The 22,202-nt window shown below is 35.2% G+C and carries 15 protein-coding genes and 4 tRNA genes; 10 read left to right on the top strand and 9 right to left on the bottom strand.

Annotation, left to right across the window (positions count from 1 at the left end; translation table 11 throughout):
• Positions 1-9: 9 nt before the first annotated feature.
• Positions 10-624: a hypothetical protein gene (locus HWV54_RS01190; protein WP_156785828.1), complete on the bottom strand. Its 615-nt coding sequence runs from the start codon at positions 622-624 to the stop codon at positions 10-12.
• Positions 625-730: 106 nt separating this feature from the next.
• The gene (locus tag HWV54_RS01185; protein WP_005865002.1) at positions 731-904 is read right to left on the bottom strand and encodes a hypothetical protein; all 174 of its coding nucleotides are present in this window, start codon (positions 902-904) and stop codon (positions 731-733) included.
• Between the two features lie 221 nt (positions 905-1,125).
• On the opposite strand from HWV54_RS01185, the gene HWV54_RS01180 reads away from it, so the two are divergent.
• Positions 1,126-1,338, top strand: a complete 213-nt coding sequence (locus HWV54_RS01180) for a hypothetical protein (protein WP_005865004.1) — start codon at positions 1,126-1,128, stop codon at positions 1,336-1,338.
• A gap of 214 nt (positions 1,339-1,552) precedes the next feature.
• Here the strand turns inward: HWV54_RS01180 and HWV54_RS01175 are convergent.
• A tRNA-Lys gene (locus HWV54_RS01175) sits at positions 1,553-1,628 on the bottom strand.
• A gap of 473 nt (positions 1,629-2,101) precedes the next feature.
• On the opposite strand from HWV54_RS01175, the gene HWV54_RS01170 reads away from it, so the two are divergent.
• Positions 2,102-3,655, top strand: coding sequence for a TerC family protein (locus HWV54_RS01170; protein ID WP_005865006.1), 1,554 nt, complete (start codon positions 2,102-2,104; stop codon positions 3,653-3,655).
• A gap of 723 nt (positions 3,656-4,378) precedes the next feature.
• Here HWV54_RS01170 and HWV54_RS01165 read toward each other — a convergent pair.
• The 4 genes from HWV54_RS01165 to HWV54_RS01150 form a co-directional block, all read right to left on the bottom strand.
• On the bottom strand, positions 4,379-5,332 hold the full coding sequence (locus HWV54_RS01165; RefSeq protein WP_005865008.1) for a lysylphosphatidylglycerol synthase transmembrane domain-containing protein: 954 nt from the start codon (positions 5,330-5,332) through the stop codon (positions 4,379-4,381).
• A 24-nt stretch (positions 5,333-5,356) separates the two neighbouring features.
• On the bottom strand, positions 5,357-7,102 hold the full coding sequence (locus tag HWV54_RS01160; RefSeq protein WP_005865009.1) for a cation:proton antiporter domain-containing protein: 1,746 nt from the start codon (positions 7,100-7,102) through the stop codon (positions 5,357-5,359).
• Between the two features lie 105 nt (positions 7,103-7,207).
• Entirely contained in the window at positions 7,208-9,721 is a 2,514-nt protein-coding gene (gene secD / locus HWV54_RS01155) for a protein translocase subunit SecD (RefSeq protein WP_005865011.1), read from the bottom strand.
• 67 nt (positions 9,722-9,788) lie between these two features.
• Positions 9,789-10,169, bottom strand: coding sequence for a hypothetical protein (locus HWV54_RS01150; RefSeq protein WP_005865013.1), 381 nt, complete (start codon positions 10,167-10,169; stop codon positions 9,789-9,791).
• Positions 10,170-10,348: 179 nt separating this feature from the next.
• Between HWV54_RS01150 and HWV54_RS01145 the strand changes: the two genes are divergently transcribed.
• From HWV54_RS01145 to HWV54_RS01135, 3 genes are all read left to right on the top strand, one after another.
• A complete protein-coding gene (locus HWV54_RS01145; RefSeq protein ID WP_005865015.1) occupies positions 10,349-12,724 on the top strand; it encodes a mechanosensitive ion channel family protein in 2,376 nt (791 codons plus the stop codon).
• A complete protein-coding gene (locus tag HWV54_RS01140; protein ID WP_005865017.1) occupies positions 12,718-12,990 on the top strand; it encodes a hypothetical protein in 273 nt (90 codons plus the stop codon). Before HWV54_RS01145 ends, HWV54_RS01140 begins: the two co-directional genes overlap by 7 nt.
• A 765-nt stretch (positions 12,991-13,755) precedes the next feature.
• Positions 13,756-14,700, top strand: coding sequence for an outer membrane protein (locus tag HWV54_RS01135; RefSeq protein WP_005865019.1), 945 nt, complete (start codon positions 13,756-13,758; stop codon positions 14,698-14,700).
• Positions 14,701-15,020: 320 nt separating this feature from the next.
• On the opposite strand, the gene HWV54_RS01130 is transcribed toward HWV54_RS01135, so the two are convergent.
• Positions 15,021-15,106: transfer RNA gene (locus HWV54_RS01130), tRNA-Leu, on the bottom strand.
• A gap of 157 nt (positions 15,107-15,263) precedes the next feature.
• Here HWV54_RS01130 and ilvA point away from each other — a divergent pair.
• The gene (gene ilvA, locus HWV54_RS01125) at positions 15,264-16,529 is read left to right on the top strand and encodes a threonine ammonia-lyase IlvA (RefSeq protein WP_005865021.1); all 1,266 of its coding nucleotides are present in this window, start codon (positions 15,264-15,266) and stop codon (positions 16,527-16,529) included.
• Between the two features lie 704 nt (positions 16,530-17,233).
• Positions 17,234-18,646: a DEAD/DEAH box helicase gene (locus HWV54_RS01120; protein WP_005865023.1), complete on the top strand. Its 1,413-nt coding sequence runs from the start codon at positions 17,234-17,236 to the stop codon at positions 18,644-18,646.
• A gap of 821 nt (positions 18,647-19,467) precedes the next feature.
• On the opposite strand, the gene HWV54_RS01115 is transcribed toward HWV54_RS01120, so the two are convergent.
• Positions 19,468-19,542 (bottom strand) — tRNA-Asn (locus HWV54_RS01115).
• Between the two features lie 182 nt (positions 19,543-19,724).
• Here HWV54_RS01115 and HWV54_RS01110 point away from each other — a divergent pair.
• From HWV54_RS01110 to HWV54_RS01100, 3 genes are all read left to right on the top strand, one after another.
• Positions 19,725-19,798, top strand: a tRNA-Cys gene (locus tag HWV54_RS01110).
• 213 nt (positions 19,799-20,011) lie between these two features.
• A complete protein-coding gene (locus HWV54_RS01105; protein WP_005865025.1) occupies positions 20,012-20,686 on the top strand; it encodes a protein-L-isoaspartate O-methyltransferase family protein in 675 nt (224 codons plus the stop codon).
• Positions 20,687-20,741: 55 nt separating this feature from the next.
• The gene (locus HWV54_RS01100) at positions 20,742-22,043 is read left to right on the top strand and encodes a TolC family outer membrane protein (protein WP_176953547.1); all 1,302 of its coding nucleotides are present in this window, start codon (positions 20,742-20,744) and stop codon (positions 22,041-22,043) included.
• The last annotated feature ends 159 nt before the right edge of the window (positions 22,044-22,202 follow it).

Below are 22,202 nucleotides of genomic sequence, written 5' to 3'. Positions count from 1 at the left end.
TTCAGGTATTTATTGTAATGTTTCAAAGGCGGTTGATTGCTCTTCTGATAGTTCGGCTATAAATACTGCTTGAGAAAAGCTAAATAATATATATACGAATACTTCAAATCCGATACAGAATACAGTATCCATAAAGAGGTTTTCGCGAAACTGAATCCAGAGAAGCAGTGTCTGTAGTAAAAATGAAACAGGTAGCGCTTGTATTCTATATTGGATTGGTGCCATACAGACTGTAAGGGGAAGAGTAAGCATTAAAATGATTGTCCCTAACAAATAAGGGGCAAAAGAGCGGGGGAAAAACGTAGCAATGATGTACTCTGTAGGAAACATGATTATTAAAGCGACTACTGCTGCGAAGTAGGAGAGTTCCACTAAGCGCAAGAGTAGAGATACCCCATGTTTAGCAAAACGGAAGTAATAATTTATCGTTTTTTCTCCATTTTTTTTCTTAATCGCTTTATATTCTTTAAATTCTTCTCGTTTCTCAATTATTTCGTTCCATTTTCTTTTGTCCTTTGTAAAGGTATAGTTAATAGTCTCTACCGTTGGTAGTATTATTGCTACTAGTACTCTCATTACTACACCGAGTATCGTACCTAGAATCTCATATATTTTCTTTAGCAAGAATCCAACACCGTAAATTACTAATATAATGATACTAATTAATATTGGGATTATTATGAATAATAAGGATTGCAATTCCTATAATAAACCACATTCCCCCCTTTTTTTACTCGTCAATCGCTTTATTTAGTTCTTGGAGCGCTAGATTCAGTCCTCTAATCGCTTTACGGTATAATTTCTGATACTTAACGATAGAATAAACAAGTGAAATAGATGATGTTATTATTGCACAACCGCCAATAACTCCTATAATCTGCCCTAGTATCGTAGCTGTAATCATTTTTCTCTCCTTACTCTAGATTCTGATGAATAATTGCTTCATCCAGTTGTTTAATAATTTTGTTCAGTTTCCTCTTTATTATTATGTTCAGTACTACAGAGATTGGTTTGGTTGGTTGCCAATTTATTTAAGTGGGCAAGATCTGAACACCATCAGTCCAAACTTAGCAAGAGAGATCTTAAAGCACAATAAACAAGGTGAACGCTTGTGTGGGTGGAAACATGGCTAGAAAAAAAATAAAAGACGATACAGAACTTACAGAAGCAGAAAAAGAAATCCTTCAAGAAATCATCATGACCTACAAAAGTGTAAAAGTGATGTCACGTTATACGAAATGGATTGTATTCATTATACTCTTGTTAGCACTCGATTGTTCACGTCTTATAGATGCTGTAGGAAATATTTTTACACAAAAACCAAATATCCGCCTCTAAACATACTCTGAGACGCGCGAAATTCTTTAGAAAATGGTTTCTTAATTTTGCTCGTCTTGTGGAGGCTATTAATAATAGCTTTACACATTTAAAACATTGGTTGAGTAAAAATTAAAAGAGAGATTATATTTCTTATTCCCTAACCTGATTTTCTCATCCCTAACCTTAAATAAATATCAATAAAATCAATAAGTTATAGAGAAAAAAAGACAGATGGTGGGTGATGAGGGAATCGAACCCGCGACCCGCTGATTAAGAGTCAGCTGCTCTACCGACTGAGCTAATCACCCACAGCTTTTTGAAATATAAGAATTGAGCGGTTCTATAACGCTCCTAAGGGAGGATGTCTAGATGGTTTTGTTATTTTTTATTGAAAATGGTTAAGCTTATAGCTAAATTGGCTATACGGTTAAAATTATGATACTATACCCCCCTTGATCTTATATAAAAATAGACCCATTATAAGAGGTTCTAAAGATAAATGTTTTAGTTATTGAGGGACTATTAGTTGGAGGATCGGCGAGCGTAATGCCCGGGCAAAATTCAGAAGAACCTTCTTTTGGTTGTAAGAAGTGTAAGCTATTGTTCTGTTTTGTAAATTTTATCAATCATATGTGTTTAAGGAATATTTTGCTATTGCTTCCTGTGAATGGGATTTTTTTGCGTTCAATATGTTTGTTCAATTGTGCGAATGAAAGCTTATGAATTTGTTTTGTCAATCGCGCGCTTTTAAGCTTTTAAAGATGTTTTTAAAGGGTGAACTATGATGGAATGGATCATTGATCCCCATGCGTGGTTTGGTTTAGTCACGTTGGTTTTTCTTGAAATTGTTTTAGGAATAGACAACCTTGTCTTTATTGCGATTTTAGCTGAAAAATTGCCGCTGCATTTGCGTGATCGTGCGCGCTTGATGGGACTCACTTTAGCGCTGATTATGCGGATTTTTCTTCTTGCGGTTATTGGATGGGTGATGAATCTTGACACAATAACTTTTTCAATTTCATCTTTTATATTTAGTTGGCATAGCCTTATTTTAATTGCGGGTGGGGCTTTTTTGCTAGCAAAGGGAACGCTAGAATTACATGAAAGATTAGAAGGCGTATCACATGAAAGAAAAACAGGCGTTGCTTATGCTGTTTTTTGGCAGGTAATTGTTCAAATTGTGGTTCTGGATGCTGTTTTTTCTTTAGATAGTATTATTACTGCAACAGGTATGATTGCAAAAGAACAAGCAGCAGTTATGTACATAGCAGTTATTATTGCTATGGCGGTAATGATGTGTGGATCTGGCGCTCTTATGCGTTTTATTAATCGTCATTCCACTATTGTAATCCTTTGTCTTGGTTTTTTGATGATGATTGGTTTTACTCTCATTGTTGAAGGATTTGGTTTTCATATTCCAAAAGGGTATTTGTATGCTGCTATTGGTTTTTCTGTTCTTATTGAAGCTTTTAACCAAATTGGACGTCGTAATCGTGAAAAAATGATTACAACAAATGATCTACGTGGTCGAACTGCTGATGCTGTTTTGAGACTTTTAGGTGGGGGCAGCAAAGGTGGTAATCTTGGTGAGACTGTAGATGTTATTGCTGAGCAGGTAGCTGCTTCTGAGTTATTTCGTCCGGAAGAAAAAGAGATGATTCGTGGTGTGCTCGATTTGGCTGATCGTCCTGTTCGCTCTATTATGTCACCGCGTAATGAGATTGAATGGCTTGATTTAAATGGTGATGAGAATGAAATGCGTGAAGAACTACAACAGGTTAAACATAGTCGATTAATTCTTGCACGTGAAAAAGTGGATGAATTTGTTGGTGTTGCTTTGACAAAAGATCTTCTTTTGAATTTGGCAGAGGGTAAAAAGATCAATTGGAAAAAAGCTATGCGAGAACCGCTCGTCGTTCATGAAAATACAAGTGTTTTACGATTAATGGAGCAATTACGCCATTCTTCGATTCAGCTTGCAATTATTGTTGATGAGCATGGATCTTTTAAAGGAATTGCAACACCAACCGATATTCTTGAAGCCATTGCAGGTGATTTTCCTGATGATGACGAAGAACCCATGATTGCAGAACAACTTGAAAATGGAAACCTTCTTGTTGAAGGATATGCTGATATCCGCCGTTTAAGTAGTTATCTTGGGCGTAATCTTGTTGATGAGGCCGATCGTTATACTACTTTAGCTGGGTTTATGCTTTGGCGGTTCGGTCATTTGCCGAATGAGGGAGAAAGCTTTGAAGCTGACGGTTTGCGCTTTAAAGTTATTGAAATGGATCGCCGCAATGTTTCTAAAATCCTTATTTCTCCACTTGTATAGCCAAAAAAAGCGTATTATTTGGTAGGCAAGGCAATAGAAAAACATTTCTTATTTTATAAAGAAAAGAAAGAATATAGAAATTAGTGGATCGGATAGTGTTGTCATTATTTTTTAACAGGTTTTTGAGCGTGAAGCATGGATATGCAAAAGTTAAATTGTCATTGAATTGCTATATTAGAACAGGGAAATCGTTATATTAGACAAGAACTTTTATCAATAAATTGCTACGGAAAAAGAAATGCTGCAGAGTTAGTTATAAAATAGTTATTAATCCCAAAAATAGTGATTGCATATACGTTATTTTTGCATTTTTTAGAGACGAAAATTTTGTAAAATCTTTGTTTGTATTCTTGTGTGGTCGTTTATAGAAACTCTTTGTATATTCTTTTTTTATAAAAAATCGTATAGATATATACATTACAAAATAGCAATCCTAATGTTCAGTATTAAAAGCCGGTTGAAGATTATAGAAGTGGTTGTTTTTATATACAGAAATTCATTCGATAGATGCATGAAGGGTTTTGGGGGTGGAAAATTGAAGTACCAAGTATTTCCATGAATTTTGTATCGTGAAGTTGATATGAAAAGAGAAAGGCTTCAAGATTTAATAAAAAAAGATAAATGAGTATAATGGTTGCATTAATTTCCATACGAAGCGGAATGCCGGTAAGGTTTATTAGTTACACACGCTCCACGAGAGGGGGGAAATTGATTTCTTTTTATTTATTCAGGCGGTGTTTTAGAGGAACCTTTCCAGTATTGTTGAGCTTCAAAAATTGCTACAACAAATAATGAAATAATAAGTGGTATAATCAAATAAAGCAGCCTAAATACAATAAGTGCTGCAACGACATCGGTTGGATTTATATTGGGCATGCCTGTGATGAATAAAGCTTCCAAAACACCAATTCCTCCGGCTGGAGCGTTGGAGAGAAGGGTTATGGTGAAAGATGCTAGGAAAACACCGAGCACAGAAATAAAATGAACATCTGGATTATGTGGAAGAACAGCATATATAATTCCTGCTGCTCCTAAAAGTTCCAGGGGGCTAATGAGAAGCTGTTGAATGACAATTTTTAGCCTTGGGTAAGAAAGTTGAATTTTTTTGCTCAAGCGTAAAGGTTTTAATTGAAGCCAGCTGCCGAAAGTATAGAGTATTATACAGCTGAGCAAAATGGTACCAACTGTCGTTCCAAGCCATTCGGGAAGCTCATCATGAATGAGAGTAATAATTTGGGGTTGCAGAATCAAAACGATCCCCAAAAGTAAAATCGTGCCTACTATAAAAGTAAAAGAACAAAAACCTACTAATATCGCAATTTCTGTTCCATTTAGTCCTTTCATTTTATAGGCACGATAACGCACGACTGCTCCAGAAAAAACTGAAGCACCGATATTATGTGAAAGAGCATACGTCGTAAATGAACATATGGCAATAAAAATCCAAGAAATTTTATGGCCTAAATGTTGTAAGGCAATTCGGTCATATCCAGCAAGAGCAGCATAAGCTAGAAGAGAGCACGAACAGGCTAATAGCCAATGTTGTGCATTTAAATTGCTCAAGCGTTCTAAAACATCACCAAAAGAAATCGCAGAGAGTTTTATATAAAGAATGCGGATAGATATCAGCATTGCTAAAATACCAACAAACGGCCATATAAATTGCTTTGTTTTCACGCTTCTTTATCCATTTTATGTTTTCTATAAACTAAATTCACTATTGTGCATATTTTTTACAGATTTCTGTTCTGTTATATGCTCGACAATACCATTAGCAATTTCTTCATCATCAGTTACTACGACATTTGCACCTAAATCAATGAGATAAGTTGTTTCTATATCGGAAAGTGCATGGGTAATTATTTGAATATCTTTTTTCACTTCATGTATATTTACTATACATTCCCCTACTTCAATGGTACTTCGCATTGTAATAACAACTTTGTATGCATTACTCATATTTGCTGCGTTCATTATTTCTTGTTGAATAATATTGCCGCAAATAGCTTCAAATCCATCTGCAATTGCTTTATCAGCGAGGCGGCTTGATTCTTCAACTATCAAGACAGATTCACCTCTGTTTATTAAAGATGATGCAACGTATTTACCAATACGACCATAGCCAATAATCACTATATGATTAGTTTTTAAGGTCATTGATAAAAGTTCTTGCTCAGGATTTGGTGAATCAATATCAGTAGTTGTTTGCGTGTCTTGTGAATTTTCTGAGATATTTTCTAGCCGTTTTTTAATTTTGTTAGAGGCAATGAAAACAAGAGGATTGAGTAAAATAGAAAGAATTGCACCACCAAGAATTAAATCATGGGCATCGTTGTTTAAAAGTCCCAAGCTCAAACTTAAACCTGCAAGGATAAAAGAAAATTCTCCGATTTGGGCAAGGCTTGCAGAAATGGTCAAAGCTGTTGCGTTAGAATAGCGAAAAGCCTTAACAATGAAAAAGGCAACAACAGACTTTCCTAGTATAATAATGAGTAACGTTGCTAAGAGAGGAAAAAAATGGGTCAAGAATTTTCCTGGGTCAAATAACATCCCCACAGAAACAAAAAAAAGCACAGAAAATGCGTCTCGTAATGGTAAAGATTCTTCTGCTGCACGATGGCTTAATTCTGATTCACTCATAACCATACCTGCAAAAAAGGCGCCAAGAGAAAGAGAAACCCCAAATAAATGAGCTGCTCCGAAAGCTACTCCTAGTGCAATAGCAAAGACACTCAGACGAAATAATTCACGTGAACCCGATTGGGCACTCATTTTTAATAACCAAGGGATAATACGCCGTCCAATAACAAGCATAAGGGCGATAAATACAATAACTTTCAAGATGGTAAGACCAAAAATTCCCCAAATACTTAAATCTAACCATTGAACAAGAGGATCAAGCGCTTCCTTTTTTGTGTTGCTAAGAACATTTGCCAGTGATGGTATGAGGACAAGTATAAGGACCATTGCTAAATCTTCAATAATCAACCATCCCACAGCAATGCGTCCTTTTTCTGTTTCAATAAGGTGACGTTCTTGTAAAGCACGCAGCAGGATGACAGTACTTGCTATGGATAAAGCTAAACCAAAGACTAAACTACCGCTGAATCCCCATCCCATGATCAAGCCAAGGCATAAGCCTAGAAAAGTAGAGAATGCCATTTGTGCAATGGCAGCAGGGACAGCAATAGCTTTCACAGATAAAAGGTCTTTTAATGAAAAATGTAGCCCTACACCAAACATCAGCAAAATGACACCAATTTCAGCAAGTTGGTTGATAATAACGGAATCTATTCTAAAGCCGCCTGTATTGGGTCCAACAATGACACCTGCTAACAAGTATCCTACTAGGGGTGAAATACGCAAACGGCTAGCAATCATTCCTAAAAGAAATGCTAAACATAAACCTGCAACGATAGTTGTAATCAGTGGTGTATCATGGAGCATGTATTATTTACGACTTTTTATCAAAAAAATTAATGAGTTAAACGACTATAATTTTTTTATGAAGAGAAAGGGGTGGTATTATAATATTAAAGTAGCATAGCATTTTTATTGTAGTTCAGTGTTTATACGATTACTTCGTTTACGCCACCAATTTCCTAGAAGGAGTAAAATGGGAGCAGCAATAAAGATAGAGGATGATGTAGCAATAATAATACCAAAGACCATGGGTAATGCAAAATTATGGACAGCACTTCCTCCCCATATCGCCATAGGTAACATAGCAAGAACTGTGGTCGTTGATGTAAAAAGACAACGTATAAGAACCTGATTAATTGAGAGATCAATGAGTTCACGCAGCGGCATTTTTTTATAAAGACGCATGTTTTCGCGCATTCGATCATAGACAACAACTTTATCATTTATCGAGTAACCAACAATTGTTAAAAGAGCAGCGATGGCCGTTAAATTGAAATCAAATTGAAATAAAGCAAAAAAACCAATCATTTTTGTAGTATCTAGGATAAGTGTTACAATTGCTCCAACTGCAAAAAACCATTCGAAGCGCAACCATATATAGAGGGTCATGGCAATCGCGGCGAGAATAACAGCAGTAAAAGCAGCTGTGGCAAGCTCTCCTGAAATTTTTGGACCAACAACCTCTATTTGATCGAATGTGACATCTGGATAGATGTTTTGTACTGCTGTTTTAACCTTATCAATCGCGATGGTTTGTTGTGCTTCACTGTCATTTTGTTTCTGTATGCGAATTAGCACAGTATTTTCATTATCAATATTTTGCAGTGTGATTTCACCAATATTAAGGGTAGAAAGCTTAGAACGCAAAGTTGCTAAGTTTGCTGGTGCTTTTGTGGTAATACTCATTTGGCTTCCACCAATGAAATCAATTCCGAAATTTAAACCAGGCTTAAAAAATAGAAAAATTGAAGCAAATGATAAAATAATTGAGGCGCCAATACCAATGAAGCGCGCTTTCATAAAGTGGAAGGTTGTATTTTGTGGGATAATGTTGAAAATAGAGGGAAGATTCAGAGTTTTAATTTTCCATTTACGGATTACCCAAATCATCATAATGCGCACAATGGTGATATTTGTGAACATGGATATAATAATACCAAGCAACATTGTTACAGCAAAACCACGAACAGGGCCGGTACCAAACCAAAATAATAAAATAGTTGCAATAATTGCAGTAATATTTGCGTCAACAATGGTTGCAAAAGCATGTTTAAATCCACGATCTAAAGCTGCAAAAGCACTGACACCTTTTCGGCTTTCTTCACGGATACGCTCATTAATTAGAATATTGGCATCAACGGCGATACCAATGCCTAAAATAATACCAGCAATACCTGGGAGTGTGAGTGTTGCACCGAGAAGACTTAGTGCAGCAAATGTTAAGATAGTGTGAAGTGCTAGTGCTATATTAGCAATGATACCCCAAACTCTGTAGAGGAGGAAAATAAAAATTGTAACAAGAACAAAACCGATTATACCGGTATAAAGCCCCATTTGGATGGCGTCAGCACCAAGATTTGGACCTACGGTTCTCTCTTCAATTACGGTTAATGGTGCGGGCAAAGAGCCAGCACGCAGAAGGGCAGCCAGAGTTGAAGCTTCTTTGGGATCAAAATTTCCTGTAATTTGACCTTGTCCGTTGGGAATGACACTATTGATAGTAGGAGCGGTCAAAACTTTGTTATCAAGAACGATTGCAAAAGGACGATTAATATTTTGTCGTGTTATTTCCGCAAATATTTTTGCACCAGCAGAATTCAAGGTAAATGAAATAATAGAGCGTCCTGGCATTTGCGGGTCGAAACCTGCGTGGGCATCTTTCAGGACATTTCCATCTAAGGCTATTTGGTCATAAATTGCGTAACGTTGTGTCTCATCAGTATATCCAGGAATGATTGAAACGCCTGCGGGTGGGTTATTTATATCCACGTGAGAGGGCACTAAATGAAAAGTCATCTTAGCGGTTGTTCCTAAAAGATCACGCAGCTGTTTTGGGTCTTGCAAGCCTGGCAATTGAACCATAATACGCTCGGTTCCTACTTTTTGGATGGCTGGTTCAGTAACTCCAACTTGATCTATACGGCGACGGATGATTTCTAAGCTTTGTTCAATAGCATTGCTAATACAATCCTTAATATAGGCTTCAGTCAATGTAACACGAATAGTTTGATTTTGGGCACTGATAGTGATGTTATTGGCTGGAGTGCCAAAGCTATTGTATATGGGGGTTATTAATGTTTTCAAAGCAGAGAGTGTTTTTTCAGTTTGTAATGGATCAGAAATAAGTACAACGACGCTATCTTCGATGATACGAACACTCGATGTAGGGATTTGTTTTTCACGTAGTGTGTTACGCACATTTGCTAAAACTATATGTAATTGATCACGCTTTAATGTCTTACTATCCACCTCGAGTAGGAGAGAAGAACCTCCTTGAAGGTCAAGCCCAAGTGTCACACGGGTGTTGGTTAAAAATTGTGAATTTTTAACCTGCTCTTGTGAAAATAAATTAGGCAAGGTAACGTAAATGCTACTTAGAAGGATAAAACAATAAAGAGTAATTAACCAACCGGGTGTACGCATGATATATTCCGCTCTAGGCAATCTAATAGTTAAAGGCAGAGGTGATATAAGAAGATCATTTCATAATTCAAGTAATAGGAGGCGCACGTTTATTTTCAAAATATTGTGTTTGAAGGTTACAAAATTTTGTGTCAATAACTATGGTCGTTATTAAAAAGAGATTCAATGCTAGGATAGATTGAAAAATACTGATAGGTAGCATAGAATCTGTATGAAGTGTTACAAATTTTTTGTTTTCAGTTATTATAACATTAAGATTTAATTGATCACACTCGTTTTGTGTATCAAGTGTATTCATTTCAATTATATTATTTGCTTGTAATTGTTGACTTAAATAAGCGCATGCTTCTAGGTTGCTAGTCAACAGCATGCTAAAACCAGACAGAAGAAACCAGGCCGTAAAAGGGAAAAAAATTTCTTTTTTGCAATAGAGGTGCAAAAAAAACATGCTAAAGCGCTTTCTTTAATCTTATTGAATCAAAGCCTATTGATATCCTTTTTCTTATTTATCAGGATTATGAAATAAGGGAAAGCTTTTATAAACTTATTCTATAAAAGTTGAAAATATTTATTCCATGCTCTATTTTCACAGAGGAGAAAGTTTTTCTTTGTATATCTAAGGCAGATATGTATTCATTTTTTAGAAAAAAATTACGTATACTTCTCTTTATTTTGGGGTTTATCATTGTATTCAATTGTTTTGCATTGGAGCGTTTTGAGTCACAAAATGCAATCATCGGACAAAGGATTACTTCTCACTCAATTGATGAAATTATTCAACAACAACAGTGCATTATTAAAAATCTTGAACAAAATACAGAAACTTTAGAAAAAGACTTTGAAAATAAGTCAGAAGATGAGCGTGCTTTAGTAGAGGTGCGGTTACGTGCACAAGATATCAGTAAGCGTGCTATAGAAGCGGCGTTTGTTTTACGTGCTCCTCTTAATGATATTAATGCACTTCTTGATCAGTTAATAGAACTCCATAATGATCTAAATAATTTGAAAAAAACAAGTGAAGAGCGTTCTCAATTGTTAGAGAAAAAAGCTAAGATTAATAGTATAGTACTTCGGTTTGAAGCAATCTTTTTAGCTACAAATAGAATAGCCGAACTTGCTATTTCTCAATCTCGAGAACTTTTTAAACGTACACTTACGCACAGGCTTGAGTTTTCAATGCCGATGGTTAAACATCTCGTAGAAAAAACCAAAGAGGCTTCATCTGATTTTCTTTTGTTGTTGAGCTCTTGGTGGAATTTTGTATTTTATTTCAAGTTATTAAAACTGATTCTTTCCTTTTTAATTCCACTTTTGATTGCTTTAGGACTTTCTTATTTTTCTTGCAAAATGCTGGTGCGTATACGCAATCATTTTACCAAGAGGAATGAAGAAATATTTTATTTACAACGCTTATTGGTTGCTTTTATTTCAGTTCTTCTCCCTTCACTTGTATGTGTTGTTTGTGTTTATCTTGTACTATTTTTGTTCCGTAGTTTTGGTTTGGATCCAGGCAAACTCATAACAGTATTTGATATAATAGGGTATCAAATTATCTTCGTTTTTTTGGTAAATCGTTTAGCAGTGGTTCTTTTAGCATCAAATATAACCCGTGTGCATCTTCTCAATATTGCACCGACGGCAGCGTATCAACTGGTGATTTTGATTACTTTTTTAGGTGGAGTTTTAGCATTTGATGCTGTTCTCGATAGTATTTATCAAGTCGTTTCAGCCTCTCTTTCTTTGACTATTGCCAAAAGTTTTATTGCTGTTTTTTTTGTCGCAATACTGCTGTTTATTATCTCATTTGTACCTTTACAGTTCAGACGTGAGATTTCTCAAAGTCAAAAGAAAGAGCCACTATTTTGGCCATTTTATATACGTATTCCTCTCATTGTATTGGGAGTATTGCTGATTGTGATGGATTTTTTAGGTTATGTTGGTCTAGCGCGCTTCATTATGCAGCAAATTATGATTGGTGGGGCGTTTTTGGTTCTCATGTATTTGGGGATACAGAGTGTTCAAGCACTTGGAACTCAAGGCCAATTTATAAAAACAAGTGTTGGTCATACTCTGATGCAATGGTTGCATTTAGAAGAGAAAACAATGAATCAATTAGGGGGAATATTAAGTATTTTTCTTAATTTGGTTGTGGTTTTATTTTGCGCAATGCCAATTGCTGTACAATTTGGATTTTCATATTCTGATTTAAAAACAATGTTATGGCAGTTAATGACTGGTTTTCAAATTGGAAATGTGTTCATCTCTTTAATTTCTATTATAATCGGAATTGTTGCTTTCTTTACTTGTTGGTTTCTTATTCGCCGATTTATTGCCTGGTTAGACGGGACTGTATTAGAGCGTGGGGAATTTGATTCTGGGGTACGTAATTCTATCAAAACAGTCATAGGTTATGGCGGTATTGTCGTGTCGGCTTTGATAGGATTATCAATGGCAGGTTTAGATCTTAAAAATTTTGCGCTTATTGCTGGTGGGCTTTCGCTTGGTATAGGTTTTGGGTTACAAAATATTGTTCAAAATTTTGTATCTGGGCTTATTATTTTGGTTGGGAGGCCTTTTAAACTAGGGGATTACATAGAATCTGGTTCAGTAGGTGGTATTGTTAAACGTATCAGTGTACGTGCAACTGAACTTGAAACATTTCAGCGTAAGACGATTATTATTCCTAATTCAAGCCTCATCAATAGTAATGTCAGTAATTGGACCCGTGGGAGTAAAATGGGGCGGGTTGATATCCCTATTACTGTTTCTTCTAATGTTGCTCCAGAGCGTGTTGTTGAGATTTTGCTAGAGATTGCTTCTGTGACAGAGGGGGTTTTGAAAAATCCTGCGCCACAGGTGAATTTTACTGCATTTGATAGTAAGAAATTTGCATTTAATTTGGCTATTTATGTACCTAACATTACCTCACCTTCTAAGGTGACCAATGCTCTTCGCTTTGTATTATATAGACGTTTTGTTGAGGAAGGAATCCTGGAATGTTAAAATGTATTCCTGTCTTTATAACGGTTGCGTTATTGGATATCTTGTCTATGGTAGCTTTTGCAGCAACTGTGAAAAATACTGATTTAAAGGTACAATCTATCACCGTCGTTGAAGGGAGTATACCTTTAAATATCTCGTTGAATATTAATCAAACAGTTACAATTTGTATGAAAGGGTGTTTTATCACTTTTCCTAATAAAGATCGTTTTGCAATAAAGGCAGAAGATAATATAGAAATCAGTGAGGGTAGAGCAATTTTTAAATAAAATGGTTGAAGATTTTGTTATTAGCTAGGGTTGGAGAGAACCGTGACATCGTTTTTGTGCACATTAATAACATCGTGATTAAAGGCTTTTTGTAAAAACTTATAATATCGATGTGGAGTTTAATATTAGTTATTAGATAGATGGCATTTTCTGAGTATCTACAGAATCTGAAATATGTACTTTATATGAAAGAGGATTTAAGTACTCAATGTTAAAAAGATAATTTCTTTAACTGAAATTATATTATTTTTTTTGTTTTACAAATTTTCTTGAAACATATATATTTGTATTATTTTTATTTAATAAATATTAATATTTATTTTGAAATAGTTAGTATAATAAAATGTATAAAATTATTATATGTTATATTATTTGATAATTAATAGTGTAATTAAATTAACGTATATTTGTTTATGTGATATTTTATAAATCATAACGTTAAGAAATTAATCTAAAATATTTTATGAGATACTTTATATAAAAATATTACTGAATGATTTATATAGGAATTTTGTACGTCAATTTGATTGTAAGGCTTAATATTTCTTTATTACAATATTTAATATGATAATTTTTATAATAAGTATTTATATTTTTAATTATTACTTGTTGATAAAATATTAAAATTGATTCATATTATTTTAAAGATTAAATTTTAATGTAACTATAGTTAAGTATAAAAAATTTTGTAAGATATTATAGAGATTTGTTTTTTAAATGTGATTATTTTTATTATGTTTAATAATAGCAAGAGGATATAATTTCATGAATACGAAATATTTAGTAACAATATCTGCTTTTGCTTTTTTTTCAGTTTCTATAGTGGAAGCAGCAGATGCTATAATTTCTCAACAGCCAGCGCAAGTTGTTTCATCAATTGCTACTCCTACGTTTTCTTGGCAAGGTTTTTATTTCGGAGGTCAAATTGGTGGGTTTTCGAGTAAACTTTCTGCAATGGCTTTTGATGATGATAGCCCTTTTTTTTCTGATGAAGAAAGTAAGCATAAAAAATGGGTTCCGGTTGAGGAAAAATATTTGCCTAAATTATCAGGTTTTGTGGGGGGTTTTTATGCTGGTGCTAATGTTGATTTAGGCAATAGCTTTATTCTAGGTGTTGATACTGACGTATTTTTATCTGGACGAAAGAAGACCCAAACTATTGTTGTTATAGATGAAAAAAACGCTGTTCTTATTGGTCGAACTGATCAAAATAAATCTGATAATGTCAAGAAAGAAAGAATCCACGATTTAGCAAAACAAGTTATTGAGCAGTCAGTGAGAGGCTCGGTAAATGGGGTTTCTCAGTCAAATGTAGGAGACCAAAGGGCAGAAAAACACAATCAAAAACAAGATCATATAAATTTTAGTCATACTTTAAAACAAAAATGGACTGGTGCCACCCGGGTACGTGTTGGTTTTTCTGCTAATCGTATTATGCCATATATTGCTGGTGGCGTTGCTTATGGGCAGCTTCAAGATATTTTGTCTTTATCGATTACGGGAGAAGAGAATTTGGGAGCTAAATTAGATAAAACGAAGACTATGGTTGGTTATACTTTTGGTGGTGGTGTTGATTTTGCAATGACTGATAATATTATTTTGCGTACAGAATATCGTTACTCAGATTTTGGTAAAAAGAAATTTGGAGACAAGATTGAACTTAACTATAAGACAAATGATTTTCGTTTTGGTATAGCTTACAAATTCTAATTTTTGCAAGAATAGATTGTTAAAAGGCCTTGTTTTTCGGGCCTTTATTTTTATTAAAAGTGCTTAAAATACTATTTTTATAACGGAGAATGGAGCTATTGATTTTTAATGATTATGATGAGGTGAGAAATAATTACTGCGGCTTCCATTTTTTAGAATAAAACTTCTTTGAATAATTTTCTTGGCTAAAAACGTATTCAAAAAGAGAGTCATGATTCTCTATTTTTATAATCACGCCTCTCTATAACGTTATAATAGTGTTACAAAAGGTAGTTTATTGAGACCCTAATAACTGTTGTAAAATAAAAAACTTGTGTTTTTGGTGCGGACGGCGGGACTTGAACCCGCAAGGTCTTTGACCGGCAGATTTTAAGTCTGCTATGTTTACCGATTTCATCACGTCCGCGATAAGAGCTCTCTCATAAGCTATATTTTTTACTGAATCAAGAATTAATGATAAAAGTGTAACTTTTCATTTTTGGGCAAATTAGAGGCTGACAATAGTTATCTTTATGGCTAGAAGAAATCTGTCTGATGTTAACAAAGTATAAAATGATGGTGTTATGAGTAAATTTATCCAAGATGTAACCAAGGCTACAGCAGCTGTACATAATGTGTTTGCTGAAACTCCACTTCAAAGAAATGATTTTCTGAGTCAAAAATATGATGCAGAAATTTATTTGAAGCGTGAAGATTTAACACCGGTACGCTCATATAAGATTCGCGGTGCTTTTAATTTTGTTTCAGAAATGCTTGGTAAGATATCCCAAGATGCTGTATTTGTTTGTGCGTCAGCGGGTAATCATGCGCAAGGAGTTTCTTTTGTTTGTCGCTATTTTAGACGTAAGGGCGTGATTTTTATGCCTGTGACAGCTCCGCAACAAAAAATTGATAAGACGCGCATTTTTGGTAAAGAGTTTATTGATATTCGCTTAATTGGTGATACATTTGATGAATGTTATGCGGCTGCACAGTCTTTCGCTGCTGAGAGTGGTGGTGTGATGGCACCACCTTTTGACGATATTCGCATTATTACCGGGCAGGCGACAGTTTTATGCGAGACTGTGTTACAATGGAAAAAACTCAATGGAGAGAATGAACCAGATTTGATAATTGTACCTGTAGGCGGGGGTGGTTTGGCCAGTGGAGTGAGTAAGTTTTTACGTGAATATGGTTGGAAAACAAAGCTTCGTTTTGTTGAACCACAAGGGGCAGCAAGTTTACTTGCATGTTTGAAGGGAGGGAAACGTCTCAAACTTGAAAATATTGATACTTTTGTGGATGGTGCTGCTGTTGCTGAAATTGGCGCATTAAATTACACCATGTTGAAGCAATTTTCACCAGATTCTGTTATTACAGTTCCTGAAAATCGTGTTTGTTCTACAATGGTTGAAATGCTCAATGTTGAAGGTGTGGTTCTTGAACCGGCTGGCGCTTTATCGATTGATGCTCTTAATAGTATTTCCTCTCAGGAGTTGAAGGGTAAAAAAATTCTTCTCGTTATTTCAGGTGGTAATTTTGATTTTGAGCGTTTGCCGGATATTAAAGAGCGTTCTCTGCGTTTTCAGGGATTGAGAAAATATTTTATTTTTAGTTTTCCACAACGTCCTGGTGCACTGCGTAGTTTTCTTACTCAGTTATCTCCAGATGATGATATCGTGCGTTTTGAATACCTCAAAAAATCAGCTAGAAATTTTGGTTCTGTATTGATTGCAATTGAAACAAAAAAATACATTAATTTTCGTATCTTAGAGGAGAAGTTTCAAAAATTAGGTTGGCGCTATCGTGATATTACCGACGACCAAACATTATTTGATTTTGTCATCTGAAAAGCTGAACTTTTGAATTTAATTGGTGGTGTTCGTAATCCTGTAAAAAATGAAAATTTCGTACATCTTTCTGCTTATATACTTGGTCGGCTTTTAAAGGAATAGCTCTCCGATTAAAGACGACAGAAAATATGTTACGGCGCAATCTTCTTGAACAGTTACGTGTTTAGTTTAAGAATTTTCCTGCAGGCACTTATCGTTTAAATGAAACAAGGGTGACTATTTGCAAACCGATGATGGTGCTTTTGTGCTTTGATATCGGCTATTTTTGAGATAAAAGATCGTATCATTCATTATAAATTTTAATTTTTTGATAAAACTCAATGGATTTAATCTATAGTGGTCAGAAAATTATACAGAATTCGATCTTTCTTGAGACTTTTTCTGATTTTAAGAGAGTACATTTATTGCTATTGAAGAAAACGAATAAAGAAATAACAATTAAAATAGTGTTTTTCTTGTTTATAATAAATATATCTTATAAAATATCTGCTTTTTTGTTGTAATCGAACGATAGTGCAGGTAAAGGTATCTAAGCTAGTGGGCTAGTTCTTTGTAGAATAAAATTTATCTGCCTTTCTTTTGATCTTAAATGTTCATGGGGTGTACAAATCGCTTTTTAAAGCGTTGCTTCACAAATTTGAAATATCAAGGTTTCTATTGCGTGGATTCTTAAATAACTAGGTTCAGCTTGTTACTTGTTTATGGTTGTTGGACTGAGGAAAGATTTTATTTTGAATATAAATAGAGAAAATGTTTTTGCAAAATTGGGCTTACCTGCTCTTTTGATTAAAAATTTACTCATTGCTGGTATGAGTAAACCTAAACCTATTCAAGAACAAGCTATTCCAGTGATGTTAAAAGGTCATGATATTTTGGGTATTGCACAAACAGGCTCTGGAAAAACCTTGGCATTTAGCTTACCTATTTTGAGTCAGATTTTGGCTTTAGGCGATAAGCGTTCCCCTAAAACTGCGCGTGCTTTGATTTTGGCTCCTACGCGTGAACTCACTGTTCAGATTAATGAAACAATTCGTGCTGTTGCGAAAGGAACGCATCTTTCAACATGTCTTCTTTTTGGTGGAGTATCACGTTTAAAACAAATTAAACGTATGGAAACAGGTGTAGATGTTCTCATAGCAACGCCAGGTCGTTTAAGAGATCTTGTTTGTGAAAAATACGTTGATCTTTCTCAATCTCGTTTTTTAGTTCTGGATGAAGCAGATCGTATGTTAGATATGGGCTTTATTCATGATATACGGGAGATCGCAAAGCTTTTACATCAAGAGCGTCAAACAGCACTTTTTTCTGCGACAATGCCGAAAGAAATCATAGCACTTACGAAATTTTTGCTCGAGGATCCGATTAAAATAGAGATCGTTCTTCAAGGGACAACTGCTGCAGAAATCACTCAAAAATTGTATTGTGTCCCTACAAGTGAAAAAAAGAAGGTTTTAGGTAAACTTTTAGCGAATCCAGCTTTTACTTCGGTTATTGTTTTTACCCGAACTAAATACGGTGCTGATGCTGTTACACGTAGTTTAGCAAGGATGGGGTATTTAGTTGCTACAATTCATGGAAATAAATCACAGAGTGCTCGGCAGTCTGCTTTGAAAGCTTTTCGTGAAAGAACAGTACAGGTTCTTGTTGCGACAGATATCGCAGCACGGGGTATTGATATACCAGGAATAAGCCACGTTATTAATTATGATTTACCAGATGAAGCTGAAAGTTATGTGCATCGAATCGGTCGAACAGGACGCAATGGTGCATCTGGTGAGGCTATCACACTTTTTGATGAAGGAGTAGAAGGAGCGCGGTTACGTGCCATAGAGCGCTTGATTCGTATACGATTAGTCTCTGAAGCTATTCCAGAACAGTTTGCTGCATTTCCAGAAAAGCCGACTATACCAAAAAGTGGAGATAAAGAAAATGGTGAAGAACTGCATTTTAGAAAATCTAAACGTCAGAAGAAATTTTTAAGTCGTAAAGATAAAGCTAAACAGTTAAAGGATAAAAATTCTCCATCTTCAAATGAAAAACACAAAAAAGCAAAAAAAGTAGCAAAACGTGCCAAGTCTTTTCGTTTTTGCAAGTCAGTGAAGAAGGCAGCCTAAAAAAATATTTATAAGGGATTGTAAGTTCAGAATATTTTCTCGGTTTCTTATAAGTCTAAACGAGAGAAAGAGAAATATAAAATAATGCTTTTGCCAAAATGAGAGCGTTTTTTTAATTTCTCACTTTTGGGGAGTGGAAATAAGTTAGATATCTGGTGTAATTAATAACTTTAAAAGACATATTCTTTTATAATATGATGTAAATAACATGCTCTTATAATTGCCTTTAAAAGATTTATTTATATTTGTTATTAGATATATTATCTTTAAAAATATAAATAAAAGAAAGTATTATATAATAAATGGTCAAATTTTATCTCTCTATGCTAACTTATAATAGAGATGATTTTATGTCTTATAAAAAATTCATTTAGCTACATTTTATTTTAATGCTTTCAGAGATTATATTGATGGGTTTTAGTTTTTATTTGATACGTATTGCGATTTAAACAAGAGAATGTAGTGCAATGTAACTTGTTAAAGATGGTATTTGGATTAGGATAAGATTTATGCCTATTGTCCTATAGTTTTTAAGCTACAGAAATTTTTAGTTATATCGGTAATATTAGGGAATAATATCTGATAATACAGCTTCATTTATTGTTTTTTGTTGATTCGTCAGTTGTAAAAAGTATACCTGTTAGAACGTTGAACAATCTTTCCCAACAAGCCTTAAGAAAATTCAAGAAGCATTATTAGATAAAGTTAATAAAAGAAAATGCGTTTTGTAGAAGGTAAGCTGAGAAGCTACTCTTTTATTTTTATTTATGCACCTTTCACACGCAATCCATGAAATAATCTTATACACAAAAAAAGAAATTTGGCTCCCCGGGCCGGATTCGAACCAGCGACCAACCGGTTAACAGCCGGTTGCTCTACCGCTGAGCTACCGGGGAACGTAGTACCCAATTATTCAACTGCAAGGGCTATAGCAAAGCAATACTGATTTGCAAAGAGTAAAATTACTTTTTTTTTAAAAAATGTCATAAATTGTAAGAAGAAGAAAAAAGAACGGAGAAGATTTCTATATCTTGACGGATGCGTCGCCTTCCCTTATTGACACTTGTATGTTTGACGAGGCCTCGTGGCGGAATGGTTACGCAGAGGACTGCAAATCCTTGTATCCCGGTTCGATTCCGGGCGAGGCCTCCAGCCGATTTTAAACAAAATGGCTTTTAAGGGTGATATGCGAAAATAAAAGATTTTCCTTCACGATAAAGCGCTTTATTATAAAAAGTAATGCGGCTAGAATCTAATTGTTTGTTATAATATGCTTTTTTGTAACATCCACAATAAGGTATTTTAAGTTCTCATTCTCGTCGTTTTGTTGTAGTTTTTGATTGTATGCGGGAGAAAAGGGTTGTGATGGTTGCAGATTTTGCAGAGCTTCGCCGCAAAATGGTTGATAATCAAATTCGTACAGTAGATGTAACGGATTTATCAGTTCTTGAAGCGTTTTTAATGGTACCTCGTGAAGATTTTATATCTTCCGATATGAAATCTTTAAGTTATGTCGATACCGATATTATTGTATGGCCAGCGCAAAATGGATTACCTGCTTACTATTCGATGGGGCCTGCTTCTTTGGCAAAATTGCTACAGCTTGCGGCTGTAAAATCATCGGATATCGTTTTGGATGTTGGGACTAATAGTGGTTATTGTGCAGCATTGCTTTCAAAACTTGCAAGGTCTGTGATTGCGTTAGAAAGTCATAAAGCTCTTTCGGAACAAGCTACTGAGACTTTAAAGCGTAATCAATATGACAATGTGATTGTAATTCATGGACCTTTAGAGAAGGGATATGCTGTTGAGGGGCCTTATGATTTGATTTTTATCGAGGGAGCTGTCGATTTTATTCCCGAAAGTCTCTTTGATCAAATGAAAAACCACGGACGTCTTGTTGTGGTTGAGGGGTGCGGTAATTCCGGTGTTGCGCGAATCTATGTAAAAGAAGATAAGATTATTGCGGCGCGTCGTGCTTTTAATCTCGCTGTAAAACCTCTTCCTAGTTTTTTAAAAACACCTGATTTTATATTTTAGTGTTTGTTTTGTTTGTAAATAAAAGATAATTTAAATTAATGTGGGGTTTGTTGTTGTGGGTATTGTGTTTAAAATAAACAAGAAATTTCAGGTGTGTTTGTTTCTGGTTCTGAATGTTTTACTATCAGGATCGGTTTGTGCTGAAACATTGATGGATGCTTTTGCGAAAGCTTATATACACAATGCTGAATTAAATAGTGAACGTGCTGCGGTGCGTATATCAAGTGATGATGTGGTTATTGTACGGTCTGGGTTATTGCCACAAATTGAAGGTATTGGAAGCTATGGACGGAGTAAACCCATGAGGGGTCCCTATACTACTTCTGGTGCCATAGGGATAAAGTTAAATCAAAGATTATTTGACGGATTTAGCACCCAAAATATGTTTTCTTCAGCACAGGTTAAGTTGAAAGCACAGCGTGAATATCTTCGTAATGTTGAGCAAAATACGTTTCTTGACACTGTAACAGCCTATGCGAATGTATATCAAGCACGTCGTATTGCTGATCTTCGTAGAGAAAATTTGGCTGCTCTTGAAGAACAAGTTCGTTCGAATAAAGCAAAATTTGATGTGGGAGAAGGAGGGCGTGTTGATCTTTCTCAAGCACAAGCTGCGCGATCTGTGGCTATTTCAGAACTTAGTCGGGCACGTGCTGATGTAAAATCAGCGGAGGCAGTTTATAGGCAAGTTATTGGTTCTGATCCTGAAAAATTAATACATCCACCTGTGGCAAAAGATTTACCGATCAATCTTGATGCTGCTTATCAGATGAGTGTTGCACTACATCCGGCAATTCTTTATGCAAAATATTTGGTTGATGCTAGCCGTTACAATGTAAAGGCAAAAGAAGGAGCATTGCTTCCTAAAGTTGATCTTTCTGCAGCAGCATCTTATAATCAGATTTACAGTGGTGCTGGGGAAGAGGGAGTTTCTAAATCAATAGGGGTGTCAGTGAGTGTTCCAATTTTTGAAGGTGGGCGTGCATCTGCTCAGATTCGACAATCCAAGGAACAACTTGAGCAGGCTCATCTTCAGCTTAATTTAGCTCATAGTAAGATAAGACAGGCACTTACTTCTGCTTGGTTTCAGTTAGAGGGTGCGCGTACGTCTGTTGTCGCGTATCGTGAGAGTGTTCGTGCTGCTGAAATTGCTCTTAAAGGTCGTGTTCAAGAAAATCGGGTAGGGCAGGCTACGACATTGGATGTTTTAAATTCTCGAACTCAGTTAATTAATGCTCAAATTGCACTTGCGATGGCAGAATGTAATGCTGTTGTTGCGAGCTATAGTGTTCAATCTTCTATTGGTAAATTGACTGCAGATTATTTAGGTCTAAAAACGATTAAATATATTCGATAGTGCATATTAATCTGCAAATAATGTCGATCTTTAAAAGATTAGTAGATCCAGAATTGAACATGTTGGAAAATAGAGCATTTCATAAATAAAAAAGTTGTGTGTAGTGCCCTCTTCACGACGTTTGTGTTTGGAAATATAGAGGGAAGCATGTTGATCTTA

This window comes from Bartonella alsatica, from assembly GCF_013388295.1.
GTDB classification, from domain to species: Bacteria; Pseudomonadota; Alphaproteobacteria; order Rhizobiales; family Rhizobiaceae; genus Bartonella; species Bartonella alsatica.
Note: the sequence above shows the minus strand (reverse complement) of the source record. Positions and strands in the feature narration are given on the sequence as shown.